27 protein-coding genes are annotated in these 24,634 nt (G+C 63.5%); 12 read left to right on the top strand and 15 right to left on the bottom strand.

The window, feature by feature from the left end; genetic code table 11:
- Positions 1-12 precede the first annotated feature (12 nt).
- From AC5FRV_RS19545 to AC5FRV_RS19535, 3 genes are all read right to left on the bottom strand, one after another.
- On the bottom strand, positions 13-1,251 hold the full coding sequence (locus AC5FRV_RS19545) for an RNA-guided endonuclease TnpB family protein (RefSeq protein WP_493562767.1): 1,239 nt from the start codon (positions 1,249-1,251) through the stop codon (positions 13-15).
- A gap of 542 nt (positions 1,252-1,793) precedes the next feature.
- On the bottom strand, positions 1,794-2,201 hold the full coding sequence (locus AC5FRV_RS19540) for a hypothetical protein (protein WP_493562766.1): 408 nt from the start codon (positions 2,199-2,201) through the stop codon (positions 1,794-1,796).
- A 358-nt stretch (positions 2,202-2,559) separates the two neighbouring features.
- Positions 2,560-3,798 (bottom strand): alpha/beta hydrolase, encoded by a 1,239-nt coding sequence (locus AC5FRV_RS19535; protein WP_493562765.1) that lies wholly within the window; start codon positions 3,796-3,798, stop codon positions 2,560-2,562.
- Between the two features lie 511 nt (positions 3,799-4,309).
- Between AC5FRV_RS19535 and AC5FRV_RS19530 the strand changes: the two genes are divergently transcribed.
- Positions 4,310-4,528, top strand: coding sequence for a hypothetical protein (locus AC5FRV_RS19530; RefSeq protein WP_493562764.1), 219 nt, complete (start codon positions 4,310-4,312; stop codon positions 4,526-4,528).
- Positions 4,529-4,694: 166 nt separating this feature from the next.
- Here AC5FRV_RS19530 and AC5FRV_RS19525 read toward each other — a convergent pair whose 3' ends face one another.
- Positions 4,695-5,486: a DUF8170 family protein gene (locus AC5FRV_RS19525; protein ID WP_493562763.1), complete on the bottom strand. Its 792-nt coding sequence runs from the start codon at positions 5,484-5,486 to the stop codon at positions 4,695-4,697.
- Positions 5,487-5,609: 123 nt separating this feature from the next.
- On the opposite strand from AC5FRV_RS19525, the gene AC5FRV_RS19520 reads away from it, so the two are divergent.
- Both AC5FRV_RS19520 and AC5FRV_RS19515 read left to right on the top strand, forming a co-directional pair.
- A complete protein-coding gene (locus AC5FRV_RS19520) occupies positions 5,610-6,257 on the top strand; it encodes a winged helix-turn-helix domain-containing protein (RefSeq protein WP_493562762.1) in 648 nt (215 codons plus the stop codon).
- 154 nt (positions 6,258-6,411) lie between these two features.
- Positions 6,412-6,615, top strand: a complete 204-nt coding sequence (locus tag AC5FRV_RS19515) for a hypothetical protein (RefSeq protein ID WP_493562761.1) — start codon at positions 6,412-6,414, stop codon at positions 6,613-6,615.
- Positions 6,616-6,987: 372 nt separating this feature from the next.
- On the opposite strand, the gene AC5FRV_RS19510 is transcribed toward AC5FRV_RS19515, so the two are convergent.
- Positions 6,988-7,836, bottom strand: a complete 849-nt coding sequence (locus AC5FRV_RS19510; protein ID WP_493562760.1) for an HFX_2341 family transcriptional regulator domain-containing protein — start codon at positions 7,834-7,836, stop codon at positions 6,988-6,990.
- A gap of 1,079 nt (positions 7,837-8,915) precedes the next feature.
- Here AC5FRV_RS19510 and AC5FRV_RS19505 point away from each other — a divergent pair.
- Entirely contained in the window at positions 8,916-9,848 is a 933-nt protein-coding gene (locus tag AC5FRV_RS19505) for a DUF3179 domain-containing protein (protein WP_493562759.1), read from the top strand.
- A gap of 107 nt (positions 9,849-9,955) precedes the next feature.
- Here the strand turns inward: AC5FRV_RS19505 and AC5FRV_RS19500 are convergent, their stop codons facing one another.
- A complete protein-coding gene (locus tag AC5FRV_RS19500) occupies positions 9,956-11,878 on the bottom strand; it encodes a glycoside hydrolase family 15 protein (protein ID WP_493562758.1) in 1,923 nt (640 codons plus the stop codon).
- 105 nt (positions 11,879-11,983) lie between these two features.
- On the opposite strand from AC5FRV_RS19500, the gene AC5FRV_RS19495 reads away from it, so the two are divergent.
- Positions 11,984-12,394, top strand: a complete 411-nt coding sequence (locus AC5FRV_RS19495; RefSeq protein ID WP_493562757.1) for an FAD-dependent oxidoreductase — start codon at positions 11,984-11,986, stop codon at positions 12,392-12,394.
- Positions 12,395-12,437: 43 nt separating this feature from the next.
- Here the strand turns inward: AC5FRV_RS19495 and AC5FRV_RS19490 are convergent, their stop codons facing one another.
- Both AC5FRV_RS19490 and AC5FRV_RS19485 read right to left on the bottom strand, forming a co-directional pair.
- Positions 12,438-12,743: a putative quinol monooxygenase gene (locus tag AC5FRV_RS19490; protein WP_493562756.1), complete on the bottom strand. Its 306-nt coding sequence runs from the start codon at positions 12,741-12,743 to the stop codon at positions 12,438-12,440.
- Between the two features lie 145 nt (positions 12,744-12,888).
- Positions 12,889-13,329, bottom strand: a complete 441-nt coding sequence (locus AC5FRV_RS19485) for a hypothetical protein (protein WP_493562755.1) — start codon at positions 13,327-13,329, stop codon at positions 12,889-12,891.
- A 175-nt stretch (positions 13,330-13,504) separates the two neighbouring features.
- On the opposite strand from AC5FRV_RS19485, the gene AC5FRV_RS19480 reads away from it, so the two are divergent.
- Complete coding sequence (locus AC5FRV_RS19480) at positions 13,505-14,779, top strand: RNA-guided endonuclease InsQ/TnpB family protein (RefSeq protein ID WP_493562754.1); 1,275 nt, start codon at positions 13,505-13,507, stop codon at positions 14,777-14,779.
- 122 nt (positions 14,780-14,901) lie between these two features.
- Here AC5FRV_RS19480 and AC5FRV_RS19475 read toward each other — a convergent pair whose 3' ends face one another.
- On the bottom strand, positions 14,902-15,888 hold the full coding sequence (locus AC5FRV_RS19475) for a patatin-like phospholipase family protein (protein ID WP_493562753.1): 987 nt from the start codon (positions 15,886-15,888) through the stop codon (positions 14,902-14,904).
- Complete coding sequence (locus AC5FRV_RS19470; protein WP_493562752.1) at positions 15,881-16,744, bottom strand: SDR family oxidoreductase; 864 nt, start codon at positions 16,742-16,744, stop codon at positions 15,881-15,883. The genes AC5FRV_RS19475 and AC5FRV_RS19470 overlap by 8 nt, the downstream gene beginning before the upstream one ends.
- A gap of 155 nt (positions 16,745-16,899) precedes the next feature.
- On the opposite strand from AC5FRV_RS19470, the gene AC5FRV_RS19465 reads away from it, so the two are divergent.
- The gene (locus AC5FRV_RS19465; protein ID WP_493562751.1) at positions 16,900-17,616 is read left to right on the top strand and encodes an NAD(P)H-hydrate epimerase; all 717 of its coding nucleotides are present in this window, start codon (positions 16,900-16,902) and stop codon (positions 17,614-17,616) included.
- Between the two features lie 29 nt (positions 17,617-17,645).
- Here the strand turns inward: AC5FRV_RS19465 and trxA are convergent, their stop codons facing one another.
- The 3 genes from trxA to AC5FRV_RS19450 form a co-directional block, all read right to left on the bottom strand.
- Positions 17,646-17,990 carry a thioredoxin gene (gene trxA, locus AC5FRV_RS19460; RefSeq protein ID WP_493562750.1) on the bottom strand — a complete coding sequence of 115 codons (345 nt, stop codon included), beginning with the start codon at positions 17,988-17,990 and terminating at the stop codon, positions 17,646-17,648.
- Between the two features lie 127 nt (positions 17,991-18,117).
- Positions 18,118-18,510 carry a winged helix-turn-helix transcriptional regulator gene (locus tag AC5FRV_RS19455; RefSeq protein WP_493562749.1) on the bottom strand — a complete coding sequence of 131 codons (393 nt, stop codon included), beginning with the start codon at positions 18,508-18,510 and terminating at the stop codon, positions 18,118-18,120.
- Between the two features lie 159 nt (positions 18,511-18,669).
- A complete protein-coding gene (locus tag AC5FRV_RS19450; RefSeq protein ID WP_493562748.1) occupies positions 18,670-18,855 on the bottom strand; it encodes a DUF7331 family protein in 186 nt (61 codons plus the stop codon).
- 183 nt (positions 18,856-19,038) lie between these two features.
- Between AC5FRV_RS19450 and AC5FRV_RS19445 the strand changes: the two genes are divergently transcribed.
- The 4 genes from AC5FRV_RS19445 to AC5FRV_RS19430 all read left to right on the top strand — a co-directional run bounded on the left by AC5FRV_RS19445 (position 19,039) and on the right by AC5FRV_RS19430 (position 22,563).
- The gene (locus AC5FRV_RS19445) at positions 19,039-19,596 is read left to right on the top strand and encodes a carboxymuconolactone decarboxylase family protein (RefSeq protein ID WP_493562747.1); all 558 of its coding nucleotides are present in this window, start codon (positions 19,039-19,041) and stop codon (positions 19,594-19,596) included.
- Positions 19,597-19,704: 108 nt separating this feature from the next.
- A complete protein-coding gene (locus tag AC5FRV_RS19440) occupies positions 19,705-20,607 on the top strand; it encodes a sulfite exporter TauE/SafE family protein (RefSeq protein ID WP_493562836.1) in 903 nt (300 codons plus the stop codon).
- 118 nt (positions 20,608-20,725) lie between these two features.
- Positions 20,726-21,274, top strand: a complete 549-nt coding sequence (locus AC5FRV_RS19435) for a peroxiredoxin family protein (protein ID WP_493562746.1) — start codon at positions 20,726-20,728, stop codon at positions 21,272-21,274.
- Positions 21,275-21,795: 521 nt separating this feature from the next.
- Positions 21,796-22,563 carry a methyl-accepting chemotaxis protein gene (locus AC5FRV_RS19430; protein WP_493562745.1) on the top strand — a complete coding sequence of 256 codons (768 nt, stop codon included), beginning with the start codon at positions 21,796-21,798 and terminating at the stop codon, positions 22,561-22,563.
- A gap of 28 nt (positions 22,564-22,591) precedes the next feature.
- Here the strand turns inward: AC5FRV_RS19430 and AC5FRV_RS19425 are convergent, their stop codons facing one another.
- Entirely contained in the window at positions 22,592-23,023 is a 432-nt protein-coding gene (locus AC5FRV_RS19425; protein WP_493562744.1) for a hypothetical protein, read from the bottom strand.
- Positions 23,024-23,278: 255 nt separating this feature from the next.
- Here AC5FRV_RS19425 and AC5FRV_RS19420 point away from each other — a divergent pair, with 255 nt between their 5' ends.
- Positions 23,279-23,689, top strand: coding sequence for a CoA-binding protein (locus AC5FRV_RS19420; RefSeq protein ID WP_493562743.1), 411 nt, complete (start codon positions 23,279-23,281; stop codon positions 23,687-23,689).
- A gap of 39 nt (positions 23,690-23,728) precedes the next feature.
- Here AC5FRV_RS19420 and AC5FRV_RS19415 read toward each other — a convergent pair whose 3' ends face one another.
- Positions 23,729-24,499 carry a TSUP family transporter gene (locus AC5FRV_RS19415; protein ID WP_493562742.1) on the bottom strand — a complete coding sequence of 257 codons (771 nt, stop codon included), beginning with the start codon at positions 24,497-24,499 and terminating at the stop codon, positions 23,729-23,731.
- Positions 24,500-24,634: the final 135 nt, after the last annotated feature.

Here is a 24,634-nt window from a genome sequence, read left to right as displayed (position 1 = left end):
ACCGGTGCGGTTTCAGCCCCACTCCGCGAGCGTCGTCTGTGCGGGTCTCGCACTCGGCTCGCGGCGGGCTGTGGCACTGTCAATGGTGCTCCCGTCCCGTGGCGAGTCATCGCGCTCCGGTTTCCAGGGAACGCTCTCTCCCCACGGGTTGACGCGACCGGCGATGTTCGCGGCCGCGTTGATATCTGCCTGGTACTCCGTGACCCAACACGCAGCATTCGTACACGTGAACGCCGCTTGCGACCCACGACGGCCGATATGTCCGCACGCGTGGCACGTCTGGCTCGTGTAGCGCGGATTCACGAATTCGACTGGGATACCCGCTTCGAGGGCCTTGTCCTCGATACGACCAGTAAGCCGGGCGAACGCCCACGCGTGCAAGCGCCTGTTCATGTACGTACCGTAATCGAGGTTCTCACGGATGTGAGACAAGTCCTCGAGGACTATCACCGGGTCCTTGAAGGATGCGGCGTAGTCGACGGCTTCACGCGACGCCTTCTCGACGATATCCGTCAGCGCGTTCTGATAGTAGTCGAAGCGTTCGTTCACGCGCCACTGATCAGCGTCTCGTTCTTGCAGGCGCTTCAGCGTGGTGTGCATCTCCTTGCGGAGCGCTCGCGCACGACCGCCATCGTAGATGTACGGTTGGGTCGGAGTGCCGTCCTGACAGGCACAGCCCGTCAGCAGTTTGGACTCACCGATGTCGAAGCCGATTCGAGTCGGATCGTCCGGCGGTTCCGGGTCGGCGACGTCGTACTCGACGGTGACGTGCAGCACCCAGGCCGTCCGGTGCTGTTGGAGTCGAAACTCGCCAACTGTCACGTCGCCGTCGAACAGGTCGAACCAGAGCGATTCCTGCGCCGGGTTGATTCGAAGCGGAATCCAGAACGCGTTGCCACGTCCGGCCTGTGGAACGCGCCAGCAGAACTCGTGAGCACGCTTACTGGAGTGGTCGATTCGGAAGCCCCGGTTCGTGAATCGGACCGGGTGGTCGTCCTCGATCTCCGCCGCGTCGTACGTCCGGCGGAGTTGCGGGACGTAGCTCTTGAGCGCGTCCTTGGCGTAGGACGTGAGCGTGTACGGCGTGACAACGTCGTTGACCGCCGACTGCGTATCCGCACCACTCTCGAAGGCGTCCTCGAGAGCACGGCGGTAGGTCGCCACAGTCCGTTCGAGACGCCGCTCTTTGTGCGCCGTTGGCGGCGCAAGCGTGGCCTCGAGCGTTTTCGTGGCGGTAGTTTCGGCGACCATCCAACACCAGAATGTACAATCCAAAGGCGTAAAAATAACATGATGCTATCAAACATATATTCGAGAGATTCGAATCGAAGTCGACGACGGACAGTACGATCGGCTAACGGATGTGAAAGACGCGCACGGTTTGACCTGGCGCGGTCTCTTGCTCAGGGGAGCGAAGGGGTTGGATTCCAGCGGGCCGTTACACGAGGAGTGAACGATCAAGTGACGCGCTTCCTCCACGCCCTCAAGGGCGTGGTATCTGCGCTGTGGTCTCTATGAGTCAGTGACTACTCCGACTCATTCTCGGCGATAGCTGAAACGCTGCTTGCTGTAGACTGATGCCGACATTTCCGCAATCCGCAGACGACGGGAATTTATCACCCCCCGAGGGGGTGCGGGGGTTCTCCAACCTTCGCACTCCAGCAATGAGTTCGCACACCGACGAATCCTGGACGATATCGATTTTCACGGAGCACGTCGTCGCCGTGTCTCGGTGTGCCTCCGTCGAACGCGGGGATCATGACTGGCGGCTACCTCTGCTCGTCCGTGCCGGGCTACACGACCGGTCTCGGTGAGTGGAAACTAAGCCCCTCACGGATGGCGTACTCGACTACCCCTGCTGCGACCATCGGCACGAGGAAGAGGTACCAGACGGTGAGGTAGAGCGAGTAAAACTCGGGCCCGGAGATGAAGATGTCCCCGACCGTCGACAGAGCGACGAACAGTCCGAAGAGAGCCAGCGGCGACACCAGCCCGAACCGCGCCGCCAGGAACGTCGGCACGCCGCAGAGAACCACCATCCCGACCCCGAAGTACGCCAGTGCACCCGCGACGAGCACGACACCCTCGCCCTGACGGGGGACGGTCTGTCCCCAGAGGAGGACGAAACTGAATATCGTGTACGTGACGGCGTACACTGTCCCCGCTCCGAGCGCCACCGACAGTTGGTTTTTGGCACTCATTCATCACAACTGGCGAGCGACACGGGTATCTATCTTGTGGGTCGACATCTGGCGGTTTGCGGTTGAGTGGTGGGGGATAGAATTCACCGGGAAAGACCCCTCAATGTCGAGGGAAATCCTGATTGAACGTCTGCAACTGCATCAACATTCTACTTCGCCAGCACGCAATTCTCATGGCACAACGGTGTATTTGAGCGGCCGGGCTCCTCCCACGCTATTTTATCGCCCCCAGAAGGGGCGAGGGGTGATCGAATTCCCACATTCCAGCTGCGCACGCCCGATTAGCTGCCGGCCGCAGTGGACACAGAAACCACAGTTTCCACAACAGCGGTAAGACGATAGATCGACGTGCCCGATCTTATTCCTGGCCGTTCGAACGGCCGCACTCAAACGGTGCGATCGAGATCGTCGCGGATTCGGGCTGATTGGCGACGTCGCTACCCGTTTCGGCCGCGGGACCGAGGTGAACGGCGAAGGTGAGAGAGCCGTCCTCGTCGGCCCGGACCGTCCTCGGTCGCACGGTCGCAGCGCCGCCGTCTTGGGTGACCCGATACTTCTGGCCGGACTCGTAGTCGCCGGGCGTCGTGACGACCGTCTTCCCGCGGCCAGTAATCGTCAGCCCGTCCGACGTCACGTCTTCGAGTGTGAGGAATTCCGCGGTTTGCCGGTTTGTGTCCGCCCGGTCGATCTGCCAGCCCCAGATGTCGAAGTTCCGCAGTATCGTCTCGTGGGTGAAACCGCTGGGATCGACTGGCTCGCTGGCGAAGACGTCCATCATATCCGGCAGCACTCCCTCGAGGTACGTTTGCCAGTAGGGCCAGTCGTGGACGCCCTCGGGGAAGACGTCGAAGGTGTAGTCGATCCCGGTCTCGTCCAGATTCTCCACGAACGTCAGGAAGTTCTCGTACGCTATCGCTTCGATTTCGGCAGCGGGCCCACTTGCGCCCTCGGCCTTGCCGACTGCCATGTAGAGCCGGAGATTTCGATAGTTCTCGGTCAGCTCGTTCGGATTGAGGCCGCGGACCCTGGTCTCCTGTTCGGACGGGTCGCCATAGGCGTTGACGAACGTCGAGCCAGACGGGAACTGGTCTATCGGGAACGGTCCACCGGAAAACGCGTACACGCCGGCGAACGTGTCGGGATACCGAGCGGCGTACTGCAACGCCCCGGCGCTCCCCATCGAGAGGCCAGCGACGACGCGGCCGCCTCGCTCCGACCGGAGTCGGAATCGGTCTTCCGCCCACGGAATGAGCTGGTGGACGTGGAACGTCTCCCACATCGGCGCGCCAAAGTCACCATCGTTGTACCAGTCAGTGTACCAGCCGTTTTCACCCCCGTCGGGCATGACGACGACGACGTCCTCGTCGACGTAGTTCTGTACCGGGCCAGGACCTATCTCGCCGGGGCTAAGGTCCGGGTCCGACCAGGACGCGGCCGAGTTCCCACCACCGTGGAGCAAGTAAATCGTCGGATACGTCTCGTCTGTCTCGTCGTACCCCTCCGGGAGTAACACCCGGACGTTCGCAGTTTCGAGCGGCGGGTCCACGAGTGGGTTCTCGAAGGAAAACTCCAGGAGCCGGTCACTCAACTCGCTCACCCGCTCGACGTTCGTCGGCTCGAGCGACGGGATGTCCGTATCGCCTCGCGGTGGGCCAGCGGATCGCGGGTTGCCTATCGCCGAAGCCGGCGTCTGGGCCAAACCGAACACCCCTGCAGCACTGAGTGCTCCGAGGAACGTTCGCCGAGTAGAAGGCCTGTTCGCTTCGCTTTCGTCACCATTCCCTTGCATGCCAGGAATATTTTCCAGCCAAATTGCATTAAAGATTGTCCCATTATTGAAACGACGTGTTGAGTTTGACGTGATTTTAACAGTAGGAGTAGAAGTTGGTCCAGTGAAACGGGCTGGAATCGATTGAAGTCGAACGTGAAGACGTCCGGATGCTCGACGAGGGAAACGAGCGCTCCCACCGTTGTGTGACTCGATCCTAGATCTCCGACGGCTCGTTTTCGATTCGTACTGAGAAACGCTCGGTCTCCGGGCTCCGAAGAGCGAGGGCCAGAACGTTAGGATTGGCGTCGTCGATTCGTTGCTCCGACCGAGCAAAGATTTGCCCGAGACACTTGCCATCGAGGACGAGACGAATTACGTCGCAGAGGACTCACCGGACACCACCGGCCACGGCGAAGACGTCCTCGAATTGCTTGGGTATTTTGCACCTGACGCGATGTTCGACCTGTTTCTGGTCGTGGCAGGAAACGGCAAGGCCAAGCGAGGGAATTTCGTCCAGGCGATAAGTCGGCCGCTGTACTGCGGCGAGAGCATCTGATGACCCTTCATTATTGACGACGGACCAGCCGCTTCCCGGAATCCATATCGACGTAGGTATCGAAGTTATCGGGAATTCCGTTGTCGAAGCGGCAACGTTCTAGTGCGCATAAGCCTCCAGGCCAAAGTAGCATCCTCTCACTGATACAAGACGAAGGATTTCGGCCCTACCGTGAGGTGTTCTGGTCACGGATGGTTCCGACGACCTCCCTGAGATCATCTCCGGTGTGCCACGTCTGGCACCGGCCGACTTCTTCGAAGTGGCGGAACAGCGCGAGATGGACCCAGCTGTACGTCGGTTCGTCAGCGCTCTGATTCGCGAGTTCTTCGTCGAGAAAGACTGTCAACTCGTGCTCAGAAATATCGATTCCGTTGTCCCGGGCGGTCTGCAACAGACCACGTAACTCGACTTTCTTCGTGTCTGCGTCTAAATCGTCAGCAAATGCAATATGCCGCGCAATCTCCTTGACAGCTGCTGCTGACTCGACTGTTGTCGTGTCGATCCCGTAGTAGTCGCGGGGAAGTACTGTCGTCTTCGCGAAGCACGGGCCCTGGTTGAGCAGTCCGAGTTCAACCGCTTCACCGCCTGAATCTTTCTCGTAAATTCCGATGTTCTTGTCGGCAAACTCGGTAAGTAAGTGAAATTTCAACGTGAACTCGAGTGGGTCCGTTCGTTCATCCCCAAGTGTGAGGCCAAGTTCGGGAGTGTCGCCCAGTACAACAGCAGTAGCCGTTGCAGGTTTTGCAAGTTCATACTGAGCAATTCGAAGTGATTTGTGGTACGTAGAGCGATAACTCCCGAAGACCATGAATGAAGTGTATCCTGCTGCCTGAAGTTGTGGAAGTTCGTTGTTTATCCAGGTTCGGAGTGTCGCATAGTTCTCACTAGGGAACGTGATCCCTCTGAGTGCGCGTTCAAGCGCAGCGTGGACGCGTTCGTAGTGGTTCGGGTCGGCCATGGTCTTGTTTTCACGTTATCATTGTTGTGTAATGAACGCTTCGACTACGTTGGCAATTTTCCATATAACCGTCGTGGTTTGCCCGGAACATTTACCGTGTTGGCTCCTGTACTTTTTCACACGATGAGCCAACCAGGCGCTGCTGTGGGGCCAAACGCGGACGGGGAGAACCCCTCGATCTCACACGTCTTCGACGTCGACGACGCGACCCCCTACGAGGCTCAGCGGACGGTGCAGCGATATCTCTCCCAGGAGACCCGGCACAATATTCTCCAGGTTCTCCTCGGCCATCCCTCCCATCTCGCCTCGACGACCGAACTCGCGTACTTCATCCCCCGGAGCCGGTCGGCGATCAGTGAGCAGCTTTCCGATCTCGAGGCCCACAAAATCCTCACCCAGTACACGCACGAACCGAACGCGAATTCCCGCGACGTTCCCGCTGATTTCTGGGGATACACTGCCTTCGGCGTGCGTCTGGTGCGGGAGTACAACTATCTCCGTGGGCTCCCAATCATGCGCGCCGTCCACGATGCGACGCACAAGACAGCGACCGTGGAGCGCCACGAAGATGCCCCGCGGCCATCGCTACCAGACGACGTTCGTGGCGCACTCGAATACGACGAACCAGAAACCCCGACGGACGCTGGGGACGGAGAAACGACGCTTCGGGAACTCCGCGAACAGACGTTCTACGCCGATGCTGCCCCCGAGAATCCGGCCGTGCTGAACGACGACGCAACTGGCGAGCGGACACTCGACGAACTGTTCTGAGTGTCTTTCGACTCCTTCCGTCCCGAACCCCGGTGAGGATCAATCCAGCTAGTGGAGGAGACTGTCTACTGAACTTCCCTGAGTCGATTCAGTTTCACTTCCACTGTGGACTAGGCTGGCCACTTTTTGGTCCCCCTTCGATGCTCCGAGTGGTATGCCCGAACAACGATCCACTGCGGTCTCGGCATCGTCCGGACAGTCACGCCGCCATCTCACGACGGTCATCCTGGAGGAACTCGGTGGCGGTCGCTGGCGAGCCACCCAGACAGGTGTCGACGTCGAAGGCGTCGGCGACTCCGCGGCCGAAGCGGCGACCGAGTACTGTGCCAAAATTGCTGCCAGCAACGATGGCGAGTAGCCAGAGTCCCGCCTTCGAGTTCCGGTGTTGCTGCTGCCAGCACACCTTCGTGACCAGCGAACCCGGTGCGGCGCCGTGTCCTCGCTGTCAGGCGGTCGGCGGCCACGACCAGTGCGGGCCTCGATCGCGGTAAGCTGCGGGCGTACCACCAGCTGCCATCCACCCTTTCTGGTGTCATCTCCCGAACTAGCAGCCACTGTTAGACCGAGACAGCGCCACCCGTGTTTTTTCTGGCCCCTGACGGGTGCGGGGCCTGCAGACGGGTGCCCGCGATAACCAACGAGTTCGAGAGACATCTACGAACGTGGCTTCGACGAATCGGCCAGGAAGACGACAAACATTGAATCCTCGCGCTCTAGCGCGGGGAGGATGTCAAGCGCTATCTCCGAAGAGAGGGCCGACGGGATTGTCTAACTCGAACTCGACGAGCGAGTCACCATCACTCGCGACGTGGCGCTCCTCGAGGTCCTGAATGACGTCCTCTGCCCGGTGGCGGAACGCGCGGAGTGTCTGGCGGCCGGCGTCGGTGAGTGTAAGGTAGTGTCGCGTGCCCCGTTCTTCGATCTGGATGTACGATCGATCGCGTAGTGGTTCGGTGATCCGTGCTTTGAGGACGTTGTAATCGCCTTTCGACGGACTCCCTGTCCCATCGAGGAATTCGAATCCGTAGCGCATCCCCTCCTCCAGGAGGGTGCGTTTCTTCGCGGACTTGGCGTCGGTCTCGTGGGCCTCGATGATGGCCAGCGAGGCGACCTGGTCCGGTGTCGGGGAATCGATCTGGTAGGTCGTGAGTCGTGCTGCCCCGTCGTAGCCGGCTGTGAGCGGCTGTTCGGTCCCTGCCGGTCGCTCCTCGGGGTCGACGATGTAGGACGTGGCGTCCGTCCCCTCGTCCATGCAGGCCATCGTCGCGCCGACGGCCGATCGTTTCGTGCCGCTGGTGACGTTCACCCGGACCTCGTCGTGGGCGTGTCTGTCAGCGATAGTCGTGACGGCACCCATCACGTCGTACATGTCGAACAGATCGACTGGACACGTTCGAAGCGTGGGGACCGTCGTATCCAGTGTTTCGCGGACGTCAGCGTGATAGTCGGGGGGTGTGACGTCGTCGCTTTCGTGCTCCAGGAGGTAGACGACCTCCGGCGTGTACTCCGCCACCGGTTCGAGTATCCGGTCGACTTCGCGCCAGAGCATCGCGACGTGAACTTCCCGTATCTTCTCCATCTATCGTCGTCATCCTGGTTGGATACTCACATAACGATTCTGCTCTCGCTCTCAAACATCGATCCAGTGTGCAGTCCATCCCATGGTGGCTCCGCTAGTCAGGCTAGTCATCGTAGTCAGTTACTTACACTGAATTACCCACCCGGCGACGGTATAGATGCCGTCGTCCGGTACCACGGACGACCGGCAGGCTGCCCCTCTGACAAGGCAACCAGCTCGTGTGCGCCCCGCTACTGGGCTCGTCCGGCCCTCTGGGCCGTCCCGTCCAGTCGGCGTGGCACACACGTAACGGACAGGGCGACAAGCGGTATCGAGGACTTCCCGCACAGTCACCACGGGCGATGCCACGACGACCGACGAGGAACCAGGCGACGAAGCGACCAGTGACGCCGACGACGCAGGCCCGACAGACGACCCCCGCTGACGTTCGCGGCCCTCCAATCACGACGTTCGACGACACTGCAGGACTGGTCGACGATATCGCCCTCCTCGAAACGGCGGTCATCGACCCGCTGGTCGACCCCCCAGCGTCGTCCAGACGCACGGAGTCCTGGTGCACGAGCCCACCGGAACCGGGAAGTCGTGGCTCGCCACCGCCTTGCTTGGCGAGTTGGTCGCGACCGAGTTCACGCTCGCGACGTTCGATGCGGTAGCGCCGAGCCCCGACATCGTCGCGAAGTTCCAGGACAGTCTCGAATCGACTTTCAGAGAGTCGCCGAGGATGCAGCCGGTCTGTCGATGGTACAGCTCGGGAGCGTCTGCGAGCGATACACGAGGCCGTGACGGCAGTCGGAAATGGTGACTCCCTGGCTGGTGATTTCTCTCCCCACCTTCGTGGTTTTGTATAACGCGGCCCTACGCACTGACTACCCGTCCGGGGACGGGGAACGCGGGCCTGCCACGATTCGTCACCCAGCGTCTAGTCTATCCTGGAGACGGACTGTCGCCTCGTGGTGACGTCCGCGGCGCTCTGGCTTCCGTCCACACCTGAGAGCGGTGCGGAGGCATTCCTTCGACGGGCGGCCGAAACGTCCTCCGTCGCGGTAACCGCTTTCCGCGCTGAAACAGTACGTACTGGCATGCAGATCCGGAACGTCCTCCCGCGGGACGCGATCCCGAGCATCGACGAGCCGACGTTCGGGTCGGCGTACTTCGGCGAGGACGACGACGAGGTGATCGTAGTGGACGGTGACCCAGCGCGGGCGTACCCGGTTCGGATCCTCAGCTACCACGAGATCGTCAACGACGAGGTCGACGGTCGGCCCATCGCGGTCACGTGGTGTCCGATCTGCTGGAGCGCCGTCGTCTACGACCCCGTCGTCGACGGTCGGACGCTGACGTTCGGAACGTCCGGCAAACTCGCCGACGATGCGCTCGTCATGTACGACCGGGAGACCGGATCGGAGTGGAAGCAGCCGACTGGCGAGGGGATCGCCGGACCGTTCGAGGGGGCCCGCCTGGCGGCGCGCTCCTCGCCGATGACGTCCTGGCAGCGCTTCCGACGCGACAATCCCGACGGCGTCGTCCTGCAACCGGTTCGGGGAACCGGCAGCGGTACGACGAAAACGGATCCCGCCGCCGAGTACGACATGGCTCCGTACGAGCAGTACGCGGCGGGCGACGCGTTCGGCCTGTACGGAATGCGCGGTGCTGGCGAACCCAGGTCGTGGGATCGAGACGACGTCGACGCGAAGACCGTCGTACTCGGGATCGAATACGACGACGAGGCAGTCGGGTACCCACTACCCCACATCGAAGCGGCGGGCGGAGTCGTCACCGACTCGATCGGCGGTATCGACGTCGTCGTGTTCGCGACCGAGGACGGGATTCACGCGTTCGAGAATCCCGGACTGGAGTTCGAGCCAACAGGCGACGGCTTTCGGGCTGACGGAGCCATCTGGGACGGAACCACTGGCCACAGTACAGACGGTCGAAAACTCACGCGCGTTCCCGCCCGGCGACTGTTCGCGTTCGCCTGGCAGGACGCCCACGGACCCGACGCGTTCTATTGACTGTCGCCGTCCGGACTGGAAACAGACGACGCTTCCTCGTCGAAGTACGCCAGCACCGCCGCTTTGACGGCAGTGAAGTCATCGCTCGTCCGGTCGCGCCGTCGGTCTCAATACTTGTCGATGCCGACCGGATCCCCGAGACGGATCCCCATCGGTGGCGGACCGGGGAGGTCCTCGCCCTGTGCCGCACCGACGTAGAGCGCGCTGTTGACGAGGCCGATGTGGCTGAACGCCTGCGGGTAGTTCCCGAGGTAGGTCCCGTCCACGACGTCTAGTTCCTCGGAGAGTAAGCCGAGCGGGTGTACGTATTCGACCAGCGTTTCCAGGCGGTCGCAAGCCTCCTCGACGCGGCCCGAAAGGGCGAGTGCGTCGACGAGCCAGCACGCACAGAGGACGAACGCCCCCTCACTCCCCGGTAATCCGTCGGTACCGTCGTAGCGTCTGACGAGCACCTCGTCTTCCAGGAGGTGTTCCTCCACGGCGTCGATCGTCCCCCGCACTCGCTCGTCGTCGAAAGGGAGGAAGCCCACGACCGGGAGAAGCAGTCCGGTCGCATCCATCGTCTGCCCGTCGCCGTACGTCTGGACGAAGGCGCCGAGTTCGTCGTCGTAGCCTCTCTCAAGCACCGACTCGCGAATCGCTCCCCGTACGTCGCGCCACTCGTCGAGGGGCGCGTCGAAGTCGTGATCGCTCGCGATGGCGATACCGCGGTCGAGCGCGACCCAGCAGAGGACCTTCGAGTAGACGAACTGTTTCGGACCGTCGCGGACCTCCCAGATGCCGGCGTCGGGTTCGTTCCAGACCGCTGTGACGTACTCGACGACGTCGCAGACGATCGACCACTCCTCGTCCGAGAGGCAGCGATCGTGGTTGTGGAGTTCGTCGACTGCGAGCATGAACTCCCCGTAGATGTCGAGTTGTCGCTGGTCGGCGGCGCCGTTCCCGACGCGAACCGGTCGCGAGTCGCGATATCCCGCCAGGTGGTCGAGTTCGCGTTCGGACAGGTCGTCCTCGCCGTGGAGGCCGTACAGCGGCTGGATCGCTTCCGGTTCGGTCGCTTCGCAGAGGTCGAGGAACCACGAGACGTAGTCCACCGCGGTGTCGACGTGGCCGAGGTTCGAGAGGGCCTGGACGGTGAAGCCCGCGTCCCGCAGCCAGTTGTAGCGGTAGTCCCAGTTTCGAACGCCACCGACGTCCTCTGGCAGTGAGGTGGTCGGCGCAGCGGCGATGGCGCCCGACTCGGCGTGGGTCAGGAGCTTGAGGACCAGTCCGGACCGAACGACGTGATCGTGCCACGGCCCACCGAAGACGCACTCCGCCTCGGACGGGCAATGGTGTCCCCACTCCCGCCAGTACGCGACCGTGTCCGAGAGCGCGGCCGGGGGGTCCGCGTTCGCGTCCGCCGCTCCCGTACACCGGAGGAGCACCCACTCGGTCTCTCCGGATTCGAGCGTGGTCGTCCCGGTCGCTCGCACCGAGTCACGGTCGAGGTCGATTTCGAAGTCGGTTTCGAGCGTGGTTTGCTCGTCCGGACCTGCTGCCTGTAGCCCGGCCGTCGTCCACTCGAAACATGGGTCGGCGCGCGCGTAGTCGAACTGCGGGTCGAACGCGAGTTCGACGTCCATCGTGCCCTCGGAACAGGAGAGCTTCCGGTAGAGCACTTTCTTCGGGTGGTCGACGGCCCCGGCAGGGGGCATGAAATCGGTCACCGTGAGCGCGCCGTCGTCGGTTTCGAACCGCGTCTCGAGCACGTTCGTCCCGTCGAGATACCGCTGCGTCCCCTTCGCTCCATCGGTGGGGCCGACCCGGAAGTATCCACCACTGTCCGCGTCGAGGATAGCGGCGAAGATGCTCGGGGACTCGACGTGCGGAAACGGGAACCAGTCGACCGAGCCGTCGGCGGCGATCAGCGCGCCGGTTTCCAGGTTCCCGACGAAGCCGTACTCCTCGATGGGGAGGTATCGGTCACCGCTCACGGGACCTGCCGCCGTCGAGGGTGCGTGTCGTCGGCCGGACGACTGTCGATTCATACGAAGTGATACGAACGGACGTCAGAAAAACGGTCGCCGGGTCGGCGATCAGACCGCACTCCCGGGGAAAGAACCTCCCGACTGAGCGCCCAAGGAACGGGTAGCATGACCGATTACGACATCATCGTGCTCGGCGGCGGGACCGGAAACGCGGTCGCCGCCGCGGCGGCCGACGAGGGACTGGACACCGCACTCGTCGAGCGCGGACGACTCGGTGGAACCTGTCTGAACCGGGGCTGTAACCCCACGAAGAAGCTCATCCACCGCACGGACGTCGCCGAGACCGTCCGTCACGCCGGTTCGTTCGGCATCGACGCGTCCGTCGACGGCGTCGCGTTCGCGGAGATCGTCGACCACATGATCCAGACCGTTACCGAGGCGGCCGAAGCGAAGGCCCGCCGCGCGCGCAGTCGAAGTGACCTCACCTTCTATCAGACCGAGGGACGGTTCGTCGGCCCACACACGGTGGAGGTCGACAGCAGCGACGGGCCGGGCGAATACCGACGACGTCAGTGACGCGTCTCAACCGCCAGTGGGAACGGCGGCGTCCAGCGCCCCCTCAGAGTTCGAGGTCGGTCGCCGAGTCGACGTCGAACCGGGTGACGGTCGGTTCGCCGGCGAGCAGGTCCGGGAGTGCCGCCTCGAACCGTTCGAAGTGGTCCGTCTCTCCGTGTGCAGCGAACGCCGCCTCGTCTTCGTACTGTTCGACGAATCGGAAGAGGCTCGGGTCCTCGATGTCCGCCGCGACCCTGTACTGGCTGACACCGTCTTCGGCACGCGAATGTTCGGCCAGTTCCTGCATCAGGTCCGTCGCCTCGTCGTGGTGGTCCGGGTCTATGGGGAACGTGGCGTGGATGACTATCATCGCGTTCGTCGTCGACGGGCTTCAGGGGGATGTGAATTCCGCGACTGTGCGATCGCCGTGCCCGAAGGAATCGTGGCCGCGAAGGGGCGGCCGGCAGCGGCGTGTATCGCCACGAAACGAACGAGGAGGGACGGTCGACGGCGTCTCACATCCCGTCGGCGGTGTCGGCCATGGAATTACCGCGCGTCATGAGCAGGCCACTGACGAGCATGAGGAGCGCGAGCGTCACCATCCCGGCGTCCCAGCCCATCCCGGCAGTCATCGCACTGCTCCCCATCCCGTCGCCCATTCCCATTCCGTCGTTCATCCCCATCCCACTGCCGCTTCCCATCATCCCGGTACCGAGGAGCGCCTGGTTCAGCAGCATCACGAGCGAGTACGCGATCATCAGTGGGCCGCTGGCGTCACCGAGTCGGTGAGCGTACGGCGTCAGGAGGACGATACCGTGGAGGACGACGATGGTTCCGAGGACGAGCATCAACCACCCGCTCGTTCCCATTCTCGATGCGGCGGACGCGTTCGAGACGGAGTAGAGGCCAGACGCGAACGCGATAGCAGCGCCGTACAGGCGCGTGTTCGAGACCATACCGGTAGTGACGGAAGAATACCTTATAAAGAATCGAGGAGAATACCTGCGCCTTCAGGCGCAGGATGAATCCGACAACTCCGACACGATCCACATTCGATGGCGAGTCTGGATATTCCACGCCAACCAACACTATCAAGAAAATGGCATACATAACCGGTTATGGGGGCAGAAAATGGGTCGAACCATCCGTACATTCGAGGCGACCATCACGAACCAGCGTCAGGTTCGTGACGACCTCGATCGACTCGGATGGGCCGCCTCAAAACTCTGGAACGTCGGTCGCTACTACACACAGGAACAGTGGGACGAAACGGGCGAGATTCCCGATGACGGGGAACTCAAAGCCGAACTCAAAGGTCACGAACGCTACACGGACTTACATTCTCAATCCAGTCAGCGCGTTCTCGAAGAACTCGCTGAAGCGTTCAATGGCTGGTTCGGCAAGCGTCGGAACGGCGACGACCGTGCCCGACCGCCCGGCTACCGCAAACACGGAGATTCCCACCCGCGTTCAACCGTGTCGTTCAAAGCGGCTGGCTTCAAGCACGACGCACAGTACGCCCGCGTTCGCCTCTCGAAAGGCCGCAATCTCAAAGACCACCGCTCGGACTTCATCCTCTGCGAGTACCAGACACGTCCTGACGTCGACCTGACCGAGTGGGATATTCAACAGGTTCGCGCCGTCTACACGCGCGACGAGTGGCGGCTTCAATTCGTCTGTCGCACCACCATCGACCCGGACTCGCCGGGCGAGGAAGTGGCCGGTGTCGACCTCGGGATTTGCAATTTTGCCGCCGTCTCCTTCGGCGGCGAGGCTGTGTTGTATCCCGGTGGCGCACTCAAAGCGGACGAATACTACTTCACGAAGAAGAAAGCCAGGTGCGACGATTCCTCGTCCCGAGAGGCCACCCGTCTTGACCGCAAACGAACGGGTCGCCGGACGCACTTCTTGCACGCCCTCTCGAAAGCGATCGTGGCAAAGTGTGTCGAGCGGAGTGTTGGAACCGTTGTCGTCGGCGATCTCAGTGGCATTCGTGAGGACGACGAGAACGGCGACCCTCGGAACTGGGGCGACCACGGAAATCTCGACTTACATGGGTGGGCGTTCGACCGCTTCACGACGCTTCTCGACTACAAGGCGGAAGCCGAAGGCATCGACGTGGTGGTGGTGTCGGAACGCGATACGTCGAAGTCGTGTTCGGCGTGCGGCCACGTGGACGAGAACCAGCGTGTCGAACGTGGACTGTACGTATGTGAGGCGTGCGATACGGTTGCGAACGCGGACGTGAACGGTGCGGAGAACATTCGGCAAAAGGTACTCCCGAGTCTCGCCACGGATGGCGGCGATAGGGATAACGGCTGGTTGGCACAGCCAGCGGTTCACCTGTTCGACCGCAGTGAGGGCTGTTTCGCCCCACGAGAACAGGTTACGAACCGCGAACCGTAATATCCCAACGTAGCGGTACGGTGCCGTGGGATTCCCGCGTCTTCAGGCGCGGGAGGATGTCAACAGAGTCACGTCGAGATGTGCGGATGCCACCAGAACGGGTGCGGCGACTTCTCGCTGGTTCACAAGGAGTTCCCTGCTGCGAGGAACTCCGTGGCGCGTCGCCGACCGAGCTCCCGGAGTTCCGTGAGGAACGCGGGGTCCCTGTCCACTTTCGTCGCGGCAGAGAAGCGTTTGCCCATGTTGATGCGGCGGACGGTAGTCTGCTGAAACTCGTCGGCGGGCAACTTCCCGTCCGCGACCCACTCGTTGACCTGCTCGATGAAGCCCAGTTCCTGGTTGAGTGAGATGTTCCCGGAGAGCTCGTTCCGGCGGTCGGCGATGACGTCGGTGGTGGAGGGGACGCCCTCGAACGCCTGGGAGTTGATCTGGATTATCCACAGCTCCTCCGGCTTCCGGGCGGGGGGCAGGTGCATCAGGTCGCCGACTGGTGGGTTCTGCGAGAAGAGACCGTCCCAGTGGTGGTGACCGTGGATCTCGACGGCCTGGAAGAGGTTCGGCACGGCAGCGGAGGCGAGCACCGCCTCGACGGTGACCGCCTCGTTGGTGAACGTCTCGAAGACGCCGGCGTTGACGTCGACCGTCCCGACGACGAGTTCCGGGGCCTCTCCCCGGCAGAGGGCCGGAATCGTGTCGAAGTCGATGTGCCGCTCCAGGACCTCCCGTATCCGTCGCTTCCCGGTTTCGGGACCCGGGATCTGGTACGGGCTGACGCTCGGCATCGGGAAGCCGGCGCTCTCAATCAGCGAGAGGTTCTTCGCGAGGGCGTTCGTCCACCGGTCCTGGACGCCGTCGGCGGCCAGGTCGTCCCACAGGGCGCCGACGACGCGGCGGGCCTTCGCCCGGTCGCCCGTCACCAGACCGTACCACACCGCGAGGGCGTTGAACGCGCCGCCGGAGGTCCCGCTGATACCGACGAGCTCGTACTGCTCGTCCCAGTCGGCGAGGAGTTCTCGGAGGACGCCACAGGTGAACGCGGTGTGACTCCCGCCGCCCTGGCAGGCGATGGCGACGCGCGTCGGGTCCGCCGACGACTCAGTGTCACTCATACGTGTGCGTGTAGCCGCCGTCGAACAGGAGGTCCGCGCCGTTGAGGTGACTCGCGTGCGAGGTGAAGCCGAAGACGAACAGGTTGGCCACTTCTGCGGGCGTCATCATCTCCTTCGTCTGCGCCTGGCCGAGCATCACGTCCTCGACCACCTCCCGTTCCGAGATGCCGCGTTCCTCGGCGGTGTCCGCTATCTGGTCGACCATCAGCGGCGTCAGGACGTAGCCGACGCTGACCGAGAATCCGCGCAGCGTCCCCCCGCCTTCGGCGGCGATGGCGCGCGTGAGACCGGTGATGCCGTGCTTTGCGGTGATGTATGCTGGTTTGTTCTTCGTCGCGTAGTGGCCGTGGACCGAGGACATGTTCGCGACGGCGCCGACGCCGTCCTCGGTCGCCTTGATATGGGGGATCGCGGCCTGGGCCATCTTGAACGGCGACCTGAGCATCACGTCGGTCAGCAGGTCGTACTTTGCCATGGGGAACTCGGCGATGCTCGCGATGTGTTGCAACCCGGCGATGTTGGCGACGAAGCGCAGCGTCCCCGCCTCGGCGGCGGCCGCGACGACCGCCTCCACGTCGCCGTCGTCGGTCAGGTCGGTCGGCGACTCGACGAACTCGCCCTCGACGTCGAACTCGTCGACGAGGTCGGCGGTCCCCGCAAGGCCGTCCTCGTCGACGTCGGCGCCGACCACGGTGAGGCCGTTAGCCGCGAGGGCGACGACCGTCGCGCGACCGATACCGGACGCCGCCCCGGTCACGATGGCGACGGTCTCGGGCGAGAAGTACGGGTCCTCGATGCGAAGGAGGTCCTCGGGCGCCAGTTCGGGCGCGCTGAGGTCGAAGTCTGCGTCAGACATTGACGTTCACACCAGAGAGTGGGGTCGCCACGGGTGTAATTGTAACTCACCAAGAAGTAACGCCGGCATCGTCCGCCGATCGGTACCCACAGGCACCGAGGCAGACGTCAGAATATGGCGCAACAGCCAATGGCGGCGCGGGTTTCAGAGGAGACATGGAGACCGACGCGTTCACCACGACGGACGGGCAGTCGGTGACGGCCGTGACGGCGGCGGAGATGCGAGCGGTCGACCGCGTCGCGGTCGAGGAGTTCGGCGTCGCCCTGTTGCAGATGATGGAGAACGCGGGGCGGAACCTGGCGTGGCACGTCCGGGACGTCGCGGCGGGACCAGTGACAGTCCTCGCTGGCAGCGGCGGCAACGGCGGCGGCGGACTGTGTGCGGCGCGCCACCTCGCGAACCGGGACGCGCCCGTCTCGGTCGTCCTCGACCGCGACCCCGACGACCTCGACGGGGCAGCGCGCACCCAGTTCGAGACGCTCGACGCGATGGACGTCCCGGTCGAGGTTGGCGCCGAAGTACTCTCGCGACGGGACCCCGAGACTGTGGTCGACGCGCTGGTCGGGTACGGCCTCGACGGGCCGCTCCGCGGGACCGCCGCGAGGCTCGTCGAGGAACTGGAATCCGTCGACGCGTCGGTGCTATCACTCGACGTCCCGTCGGGCCTGAACGCGACGACCGGTGAGCGGGCGGGGGCGGCCGTCGACCCCGACCGCGTCCTCACGCTCGCACTGCCCAAGACCGGTCTCACCGCCGTCACCGCTGGTCTTTTTCTCGCGGACATCGCAGTCCCAGCGGGCGTCTACGAGTCGCTGGATATTCCGTACGCGTCGCCGTTCGCCGACGAGTACTGGACGCGGCTGACACGGTAGCGCCGAAGTATCGACCGCCCGGACGCACATCACTCGATAGCTGCCCGAAGCGCGTCTTTCTCCTGCATCCCGACGAGCCGTTCGGTCGGGGTCCCGTCCTCGAAGACGACGAACGATGGGATGGACCGCACATCGTACGTGGCGGCGACCTGTGGGACCGCCTCGACGTCGAGTTTCACGACGGTCGCCGCGCTCTCGCTGGCGAGGTCGTCGACCGTCGGCGCCATCAGCTGACACGGTCCGCACCAGTCCGCGTAGAAGTCGACGAGGACGGTCCCGTCCGACGCCGTCAGTTCCTCGAAGGCGGCCACAGAATCGACGTGGGCCGCGGCGCTGGTCTCGCCGTCGTCCGACCGGGGAGGCGTGTCTGTCATCGTCGAAGGTTCGGTGCGTCCCATGGTATCAGTTCCCGAACGATCCCGTTAGTCAGTTACCGGTGGCTAACCTGCGTGAGGTGCGCCGCCGTGTTGGTGACAGAGCGAGACGTGTATCGACAGAACGTCAGTCCGGGGAATCCTCGTCCTCGGCCTGTTCAGGCCGCTTCAGGTGTTTCTTGCCCCAGTCACGCATCGCGTAGATGACCGGCTGGAGGGACTCCCCGTGGTCGGTCAGCGAGTAGTGGACGCGGAACGGTTTCTCGCTGATGATCTCGCGAGCGACCAGCTGATTGTCTTCGAGGTCGTCCAGGCTGTCCGAGAGGACTTTGCTCGAGATGCCGTCGACGTTCTCCTTGAGTTCGTTGAAGCCGCTCGGGCCGTGTTCGAGCAACCGGTGGACGATGACGGGGTGCCACTTCTTCCCGATCAGCGTCGCCGTCGTCGTGACCGGACACCAGTCGTTCCCCGCACACCAGACCTCGAGTTTCTCGAAGGGGTCGTCCGCGGCGTTCTCCATGTCACTCCATCGGCCCGGGGCACAATAGAGGTTACTACTAGAAACTCGGTTACGTGAGACAACTGCAATCGATCCGCGCTACCGTCGACGTCCACGCGGGCGGATAGCAAACCGTCTAGAATGGCAGAAGGGGACCGGGTCGAAGTCGACGATCCCGGACTAGAGGTTCGATTCGAGACGAACCGAGGTATCGGACTGGATCCACGCGTTCTCGTCGTCCTGGTCGTAGACGACGACCTCGTCGTTCGGGATCGTGACCACGGCGTACCGCTGGAACTCCGCCGCGTCCACGCCGACCGTGTGGTATTCGCTTTCCTCGTCGCCGTCAGCGTTTCCGACTGCCATATGTGATTACCTCCTGTGAGTGGATTACGTATCGTAACTCAAATACGTTCGCTAACCAACCCTCACCAGGTTAGCCAACGGTAACCCGGTGAGAACTGCGATTCGCCAGCACGGGGAGTTCGGCGTAACGGGGTTACCGGCACGTGCCCGACGATTGATATTTCGGGTGTGCGAATCGCCGGTATGAGCAGACTCGAATTGCGATCCAGGGAGGAGATTCCCGAACAGTACCACTACCTCTTCACCGACGACTACCTCGGCGACAGGCACATCTTTCGCGTGTGGGCGCACAACCCGGAGATACTGGAGGCGACGCTGGAGTACCTCGAGACGCTGTACGACCAGCTCACGCCCCGCCGGAAGGAGCTGGTTATCCTGACCGTCGCCCGTGCGCGTAACGCCCGGTACGAGTGGCACCAGCACGTGGACATCGCGCGGGGCACGGGCGTCGAGACCACGGAGATTCGGTCCATCGGTGGCCGCGACTTCTCCGGCTTCGACGACGCGGAGTTCGTCCTCTGTCAGTACGCCGAGGCCGTCGCGATGGGCGAGGTGACCGACCAGATCCACGCCGCGCTGGCGGGCGCGTACTCCCCCGCCGAGATCGTCGCAGTCGGGTTGCTCGTCGACTTCTACGTCGGCCTCTGCAACTACGTGGCCTCGGTCGACCTCCCCTTCGAGGGCGGCGAGTTCGTCGGGTGGACGCCCGAGGACGAGCGTATCACCGAGCTGTTCGAGTGAATGCGACGGTACGTCGCCGGGTCGATCGTGGCTCTCACCGGAGCAGTCCTCGTCGCCCAGCCAGCGGCAGGCGCAGGCGCTGTGGGTGGTGCGCTCACAGCACTCGAAATGGCCACCGTCGGCCAGTCTGGCGGGATTCCGTGGCCGGACGCGACGTTCACGTCCCAGTTCTACGCCCACTGGTGGGTGTTCCCGGCGTCGATCCTGTTCTCGGCGGTCGCACTGGCCTCGGGGGTCTCTGGGGCGCTGTTCTTCAGCCCCTTCTTCATGCTCGTGGTCGGCCTCTCGCCCTCCCAGGCCATCGGCGCCGGCCTGCTGACGGAAGTGTTCGGGATGGGCAATGGACTGCGCTCGTACGTGAACCAGCGCGTCGTCGACTTCCGGACGGCGAAGTGGCTGTTGCTCGGTGCGGTCCCCGCCGTCGTCGCCGGCGCGCTGGCCGCACACGTCGTCCCGACCGCGATACTCAAGGGACTGTTCGGCGTCGGCCTGCTGGTCCTCGGTGGATTCCTGGTCTACTACGACCCGCCCGAGCAGTGCGAACCCGGCGAGCGCGAGGGAAATTTTCTTCGCGAGAAGAACACCGGCCGCGGCACGACGCGGATCGAAGCGGCCGACGGGGAGACGTTCACCTACGACACCTGCTGGCGACCGCCGGGACTCGCACTGTCGACGGTCGGCGGGTTCGTCACCGGCCTCATCAGCGCTGGCCTGCCCGAGCTCGTCACGACCCAGCTCGTCCTCCGGTGTCGGATCCCCCCACGAGTCGCCGTGGCGACCAGCGTGTTCGTCCTGGCCATCGCGGCGACCGCTGGGGCGCTCGTCCACGCGCTGACCGCGGCGCCCGTCTGGTACGTCGTCGCCTGGTCCGTCCCCGGCGTACTCGTCGGCGGCACCGTCGGTACCCGCGCCGGGAAGTACGTCCCCAGCGATCTCATGGAGGTCGGCCTCGGCGTCGTCTTCGCCATCGTCGGCCTGGTCGTCCTGGTGACCGAGTTCGTCGTCGCCTGAGAAGAGAGACATTCGGTTGACGCCACGCGGTTACGCCCAGGTACTCCGGTAAGGACTTCCTCGGTTCGTTACCACAACGTTACAATGTTTTGATATATTTGGCGTCCGATTGTCGCGTATGTCGTCGCCGGATCGTCCCGACAGCGCGGCCGTGGCACCGGACTTCGAACTCCAGAACGTCGGCGTCGGGCCGGACCCCCTCTCACTCGACCAGGTCGTCGAGACTGTCGACTTCGCGGTGCTGTTACTGTTACGGGACTACCACTGTCCGAAGTGCAAACAGCAGGTGCAGACGCTCGCCGCGGAGGCGCGACAGTTCTCCGAACTCAACGCGGTGGTCCTCCCGGTGCTTCCCGAACCGGTCGAACGGGCCGAGAAGTGGCAAGACCGGTTCGAACTACCCTTCCCCCTCCTCGCCGACCCGGAGAAGGACGTCGCGGACACGTTCGACCAGCCGACGCAGTTCGGCGCACTGGGGAAGGTCCACGACCTCGTCGGCCGCCTGCCGGAGACCGTCATCTTGGACACTCGGGCCGACGAGGCCGAAGTCGTGTACACCTACGAGGGTGAGTCGCCTGGCGATCGCCCCGCCATCGAGACGATCGCCGACGAGATCGACCAGTTGCAGGAGTCGTTCGTCTTCGACTGTTCCCTGGTCGACTGTTGAGACGGGGCAGGCGGCCGACGGTGCGCTCACGACGGTTCCAGCGTGGCACTGAAGTGGAGTGACGACTCGCTGCGCCGCTATCGAGAGACAGTCAACCAAAGTACGTGAAGAGAGCCGTCGGGTTCAATCAGTCAAAAATGGAGCGTGGTACTGCGTCGCCGCGGTGGACTCGGCCCGACAACCGGCGGAACCGAGGGGGTCGGGAACGTCGCCGGTCGTCTGGGCCGGTAGTGGATTCCGAACAACGTCCGATCACGGTCGGCCGAGTTCGGGCACGGTGCGCCTACTCCCCGAAGTTCTCCTCGTAGGCTTCGGGATGGTTCTCCTGGGCGTGCGATTTCAGTTCGTCGAGCGTGTCGAAGGTCTCGCCACAGTCACAGGCGTGTTCGTCGTGATCGGACATTGCGACTGATAATCGGACCCCCACACATAAATTAGCGACTGGAGAATGTGCTCCCAGTGCACTATCGAGCGTCGTTTTTGACCGTGAGTCGACTCGTCCACAACCGATAGGAGAACGTATGAAACAAGGAAACTCTTCGGATGGCCGCACCGAACGGGCGGCGGGCTCGGACCGGCCGGCGCGGTCCGAACCCCTGGTCAGCGAACACGCCCAGCTGTTATCAGTCATCGGCACCGACCTCAGCGAATCCAGCGACGTCATCGAAACCCTCTCACAGCGGGCCGCCAGTGCGAACCAGTCGAGTTCGGAGACGGCGAGCCTGGCCGAGACGGCCCAGTCTTCCGCCCGGAACGCCTACGAGGACGTCGAGGCGGCCAACGAGGCGGCAGCCATCGCCTGCCGGGAACTCGAATCGCTCCGCGAGACGGTCGCCGAGATCGACGAGATCACCTCGATGATAAACGAGATCGCCGACCAGACCAACATGCTCGCGCTGAACGCCTCCATCGAGGCCGCCCGCGTCGGCGAGGACGGCGACGGGTTCGCGGTCGTCGCCGACGAGGTCAAGTCGCTTGCCGAGGACGCCCAGGAACAGGCCACCAGCATCGAGTCCATCGTCGACCAGGTCGAGACCGACGCGGCGGACACCATCGAACACATCAGAGACGTCGACGAGCAGACGGAGAGCGCCACGGCCTCGATAACCGACACCGTGGGGGACCTCGACGCCATCGCGGACAGCGCGGTCGAGACGTCGGGCAGCGTCGACGAAATCGCCGAGACGACGCAGGCCTACGCCGACGACGTCACCGGCCTCGCGAGCAAGGTCATCGACGCGATCAGCCAGGCGAACGAACTCGCCGAGCTGGCGGAGACGGGGGATTGAGCCGGCGGTCCGGTCGTTCAGATCCCGTTTACAGAAGACCGAGCTGGAGCCAGACGCCCAGCACGGTCCCGTAGACGAGGTGGAAAAAGAGGAACATTGCGACCATCGGCACTTCCGGGTCGAGGGCGAGGACGACCTTCATCCAGAACACGGCGGCTCCGAGGAAGAGGACGAACCCGTACGCGAGGCCGAACAGGACCGCGGTCGTCAGCGAGCCGATACCGATGCCGAGGAGTGGGAGGGCGACGACGAAGACGACGCCGCCGATGACGCCGTACAGCATGTGTAGCGCCATCCCCTGAGGCACGTACTCGTCCGGTTCACCGTCGCCGACGTACTTCGACCAGAACAGGGCCGTCGGCGGCGGGGAGTCGTCCCCGAGTGCCATCATGAAAACGGTCATTACGATCGTTGCGACCAGTCCGCCGACGAGTCCGTTGAGTAGGGTGAGTTCTGCCATCGTTGTATGATCTGTTTTGTCGTAACCCTTCGTAACCGAGTTACGTATAGTATCCAATCAGCAGAGAGTCGTATAACTCTACGCTGAGGCGGAGGAAACGCGGTTACTAGCCCATCACCGGACCTATCCGGCTTCGAAGGGGGCAAGGCGGGAACGCGTGCGCTCGCTTCGCCTCGGCTACAGACGAAACGCGGCTCCACCGTCGCCACGGGCCCGCGACGGCGGGCTTTTGGCCGCCAGCGGCGTAGTGACCGTATGCCCGTCGAATCCGATACCGAACTGCGATCGATCCTCCGGGCGGAGACCGTGGCCGTCGTCGGCTGTTCGTCGACGCCGGGAAAAGACGCCCACGAGATTCCGAAGTACCTCCAGGCGCAGGGCTACGAGATCGTCCCGGTGAACCCCCACGCCGACGACGTGCTCAACCGGCCCGCGTACGATTCGCTCGCCGAGGTCGCGGAAGACGTCGATATCGTCGACGTGTTCAGACCGAGCGACGAGGTCGCCGGCATCGTCGACGAGGTGCTGTCACGCGACGACGCCGACGTCGTGTGGCTCCAGCTCGGCATCCACGACGACGACGCCGTCGCGCGGGCGGAAGAGTCCGGGCGACGGGTAGTCCAGGACCGGTGTATGAAACCGGAGCATCGGCGACTGATGGCCTGAACTCAACGACCGTGACCAGCAGATCTACTGCGTGAGCGCTCAGAGTCCACTTACGACGAGCCGGACGCCGATGACGGTGAGCAAGCCCAGCACGAGCAGCTGGCGCTGACGGTCGCCGATCCGGTCTCGGAACCGTGTGCCGACGACGACGCCACCGACCGCGGGAATCGCCGCGGCCATGGACGCCCCCACGAACGCCAGGTTCGGATACAGACCGAGCGCGCCGGCGGCGACCACGCGAACGCCGTTGAGGCCGAGAAACACCATCGCGACGACGCCGACGAACAGCCCGTGGGAGAGGTCACAGCTCCGCAGATAGGCGATAAACTGGACGCCGACGTTCGTCCCGCCGAAGAGGAGACCGGAGACCCCGCCGACGCCGACCATCGCCAGCGGACTCTCGACGAAGCAGCCCTCCTTCGCCCGTGAGAGGCCCGGCATCGGAACGACGTCCTGGACGCTCGCGACGAAGGCCAGCGACACCAGCCCGAGGCCAACCTTCAGCGGGGCGGCCGGAACGCGCTGGAGGACCACCAGGCCGACGACCGTGCCGACCAGCGCCGCGAGGATGAGCGGCGCGAAGCGTTCCCCACAGGTCCGTAACTCCGGTGCCGTGAGATCCCTGACCAGCGCGAGGTTGACCGCCAGAATCGGCAAGATCATGAAGACGACCGCTGCTGCAGGGTCGATAATCGTCGCCAGCGTCATCGTCCCCACGATGGCGAAGCCGAAGCCGGCGACGCCGTTGAGAGCGCCCGCGAAGAGGACGACGAGCACGAGAACGACGATCAGTGGTTCCGAGAGTGCCACGAGTACAGCGTTGCGTTTCTCGTGCCGTGGCTAAACGATGGGGGCAGGGCGACGGGCGTGCACGACCGGTCCTGCCACGTCTTCGGCGGGCGTGATCCGTTCGAGATGTTCGATCTGGTCACGCATCACGAGGAT

It is taken from the genome of Halomicrobium sp. HArcel3 (genome assembly GCF_058933135.1).
The sequence above is the reverse complement of the archived record's forward strand: the minus strand, read 5'-3'. Positions and strand labels throughout refer to the sequence as shown.

What these genes read in the sequence shown, in the direction of transcription:
- AC5FRV_RS19430 (WP_493562745.1), top strand. Translation starts at nt 21,796, where the DNA reads ATGAAACAAGGAAACTCTTCGGATGGCCGCACCGAACGGGCGGCGGGC.
- AC5FRV_RS19515 (WP_493562761.1), top strand. Translation starts at nt 6,412, where the DNA reads ATGCCCGAACAACGATCCACTGCGGTCTCGGCATCGTCCGGACAGTCA.
- trxA (WP_493562750.1), bottom strand. Translation starts at nt 17,990, where the DNA reads ATGACAGACACGCCTCCCCGGTCGGACGACGGCGAGACCAGCGCCGCG.
- AC5FRV_RS19450 (WP_493562748.1), bottom strand. Translation starts at nt 18,855, where the DNA reads ATGGCAGTCGGAAACGCTGACGGCGACGAGGAAAGCGAATACCACACG.
- AC5FRV_RS19470 (WP_493562752.1), bottom strand. Translation starts at nt 16,744, where the DNA reads ATGTCTGACGCAGACTTCGACCTCAGCGCGCCCGAACTGGCGCCCGAG.
- AC5FRV_RS19505 (WP_493562759.1), top strand. Translation starts at nt 8,916, where the DNA reads ATGCAGATCCGGAACGTCCTCCCGCGGGACGCGATCCCGAGCATCGAC.
- AC5FRV_RS19475 (WP_493562753.1), bottom strand. Translation starts at nt 15,888, where the DNA reads ATGAGTGACACTGAGTCGTCGGCGGACCCGACGCGCGTCGCCATCGCC.
- AC5FRV_RS19445 (WP_493562747.1), top strand. Translation starts at nt 19,039, where the DNA reads ATGAGCAGACTCGAATTGCGATCCAGGGAGGAGATTCCCGAACAGTAC.
- AC5FRV_RS19480 (WP_493562754.1), top strand. Translation starts at nt 13,505, where the DNA reads ATGGGTCGAACCATCCGTACATTCGAGGCGACCATCACGAACCAGCGT.
- AC5FRV_RS19520 (WP_493562762.1), top strand. Translation starts at nt 5,610, where the DNA reads ATGAGCCAACCAGGCGCTGCTGTGGGGCCAAACGCGGACGGGGAGAAC.
- AC5FRV_RS19545 (WP_493562767.1), bottom strand. Translation starts at nt 1,251, where the DNA reads ATGGTCGCCGAAACTACCGCCACGAAAACGCTCGAGGCCACGCTTGCG.
- AC5FRV_RS19435 (WP_493562746.1), top strand. Translation starts at nt 20,726, where the DNA reads ATGTCGTCGCCGGATCGTCCCGACAGCGCGGCCGTGGCACCGGACTTC.
- AC5FRV_RS19510 (WP_493562760.1), bottom strand. Translation starts at nt 7,836, where the DNA reads ATGGAGAAGATACGGGAAGTTCACGTCGCGATGCTCTGGCGCGAAGTC.
- AC5FRV_RS19495 (WP_493562757.1), top strand. Translation starts at nt 11,984, where the DNA reads ATGACCGATTACGACATCATCGTGCTCGGCGGCGGGACCGGAAACGCG.
- AC5FRV_RS19540 (WP_493562766.1), bottom strand. Translation starts at nt 2,201, where the DNA reads ATGAGTGCCAAAAACCAACTGTCGGTGGCGCTCGGAGCGGGGACAGTG.
- AC5FRV_RS19490 (WP_493562756.1), bottom strand. Translation starts at nt 12,743, where the DNA reads ATGATAGTCATCCACGCCACGTTCCCCATAGACCCGGACCACCACGAC.
- AC5FRV_RS19420 (WP_493562743.1), top strand. Translation starts at nt 23,279, where the DNA reads ATGCCCGTCGAATCCGATACCGAACTGCGATCGATCCTCCGGGCGGAG.
- AC5FRV_RS19440 (WP_493562836.1), top strand. Translation starts at nt 19,705, where the DNA reads ATGGCCACCGTCGGCCAGTCTGGCGGGATTCCGTGGCCGGACGCGACG.
- AC5FRV_RS19485 (WP_493562755.1), bottom strand. Translation starts at nt 13,329, where the DNA reads ATGGTCTCGAACACGCGCCTGTACGGCGCTGCTATCGCGTTCGCGTCT.
- AC5FRV_RS19465 (WP_493562751.1), top strand. Translation starts at nt 16,900, where the DNA reads ATGGAGACCGACGCGTTCACCACGACGGACGGGCAGTCGGTGACGGCC.
- AC5FRV_RS19455 (WP_493562749.1), bottom strand. Translation starts at nt 18,510, where the DNA reads ATGGAGAACGCCGCGGACGACCCCTTCGAGAAACTCGAGGTCTGGTGT.
- AC5FRV_RS19425 (WP_493562744.1), bottom strand. Translation starts at nt 23,023, where the DNA reads ATGGCAGAACTCACCCTACTCAACGGACTCGTCGGCGGACTGGTCGCA.
- AC5FRV_RS19525 (WP_493562763.1), bottom strand. Translation starts at nt 5,486, where the DNA reads ATGGCCGACCCGAACCACTACGAACGCGTCCACGCTGCGCTTGAACGC.
- AC5FRV_RS19500 (WP_493562758.1), bottom strand. Translation starts at nt 11,878, where the DNA reads ATGAATCGACAGTCGTCCGGCCGACGACACGCACCCTCGACGGCGGCA.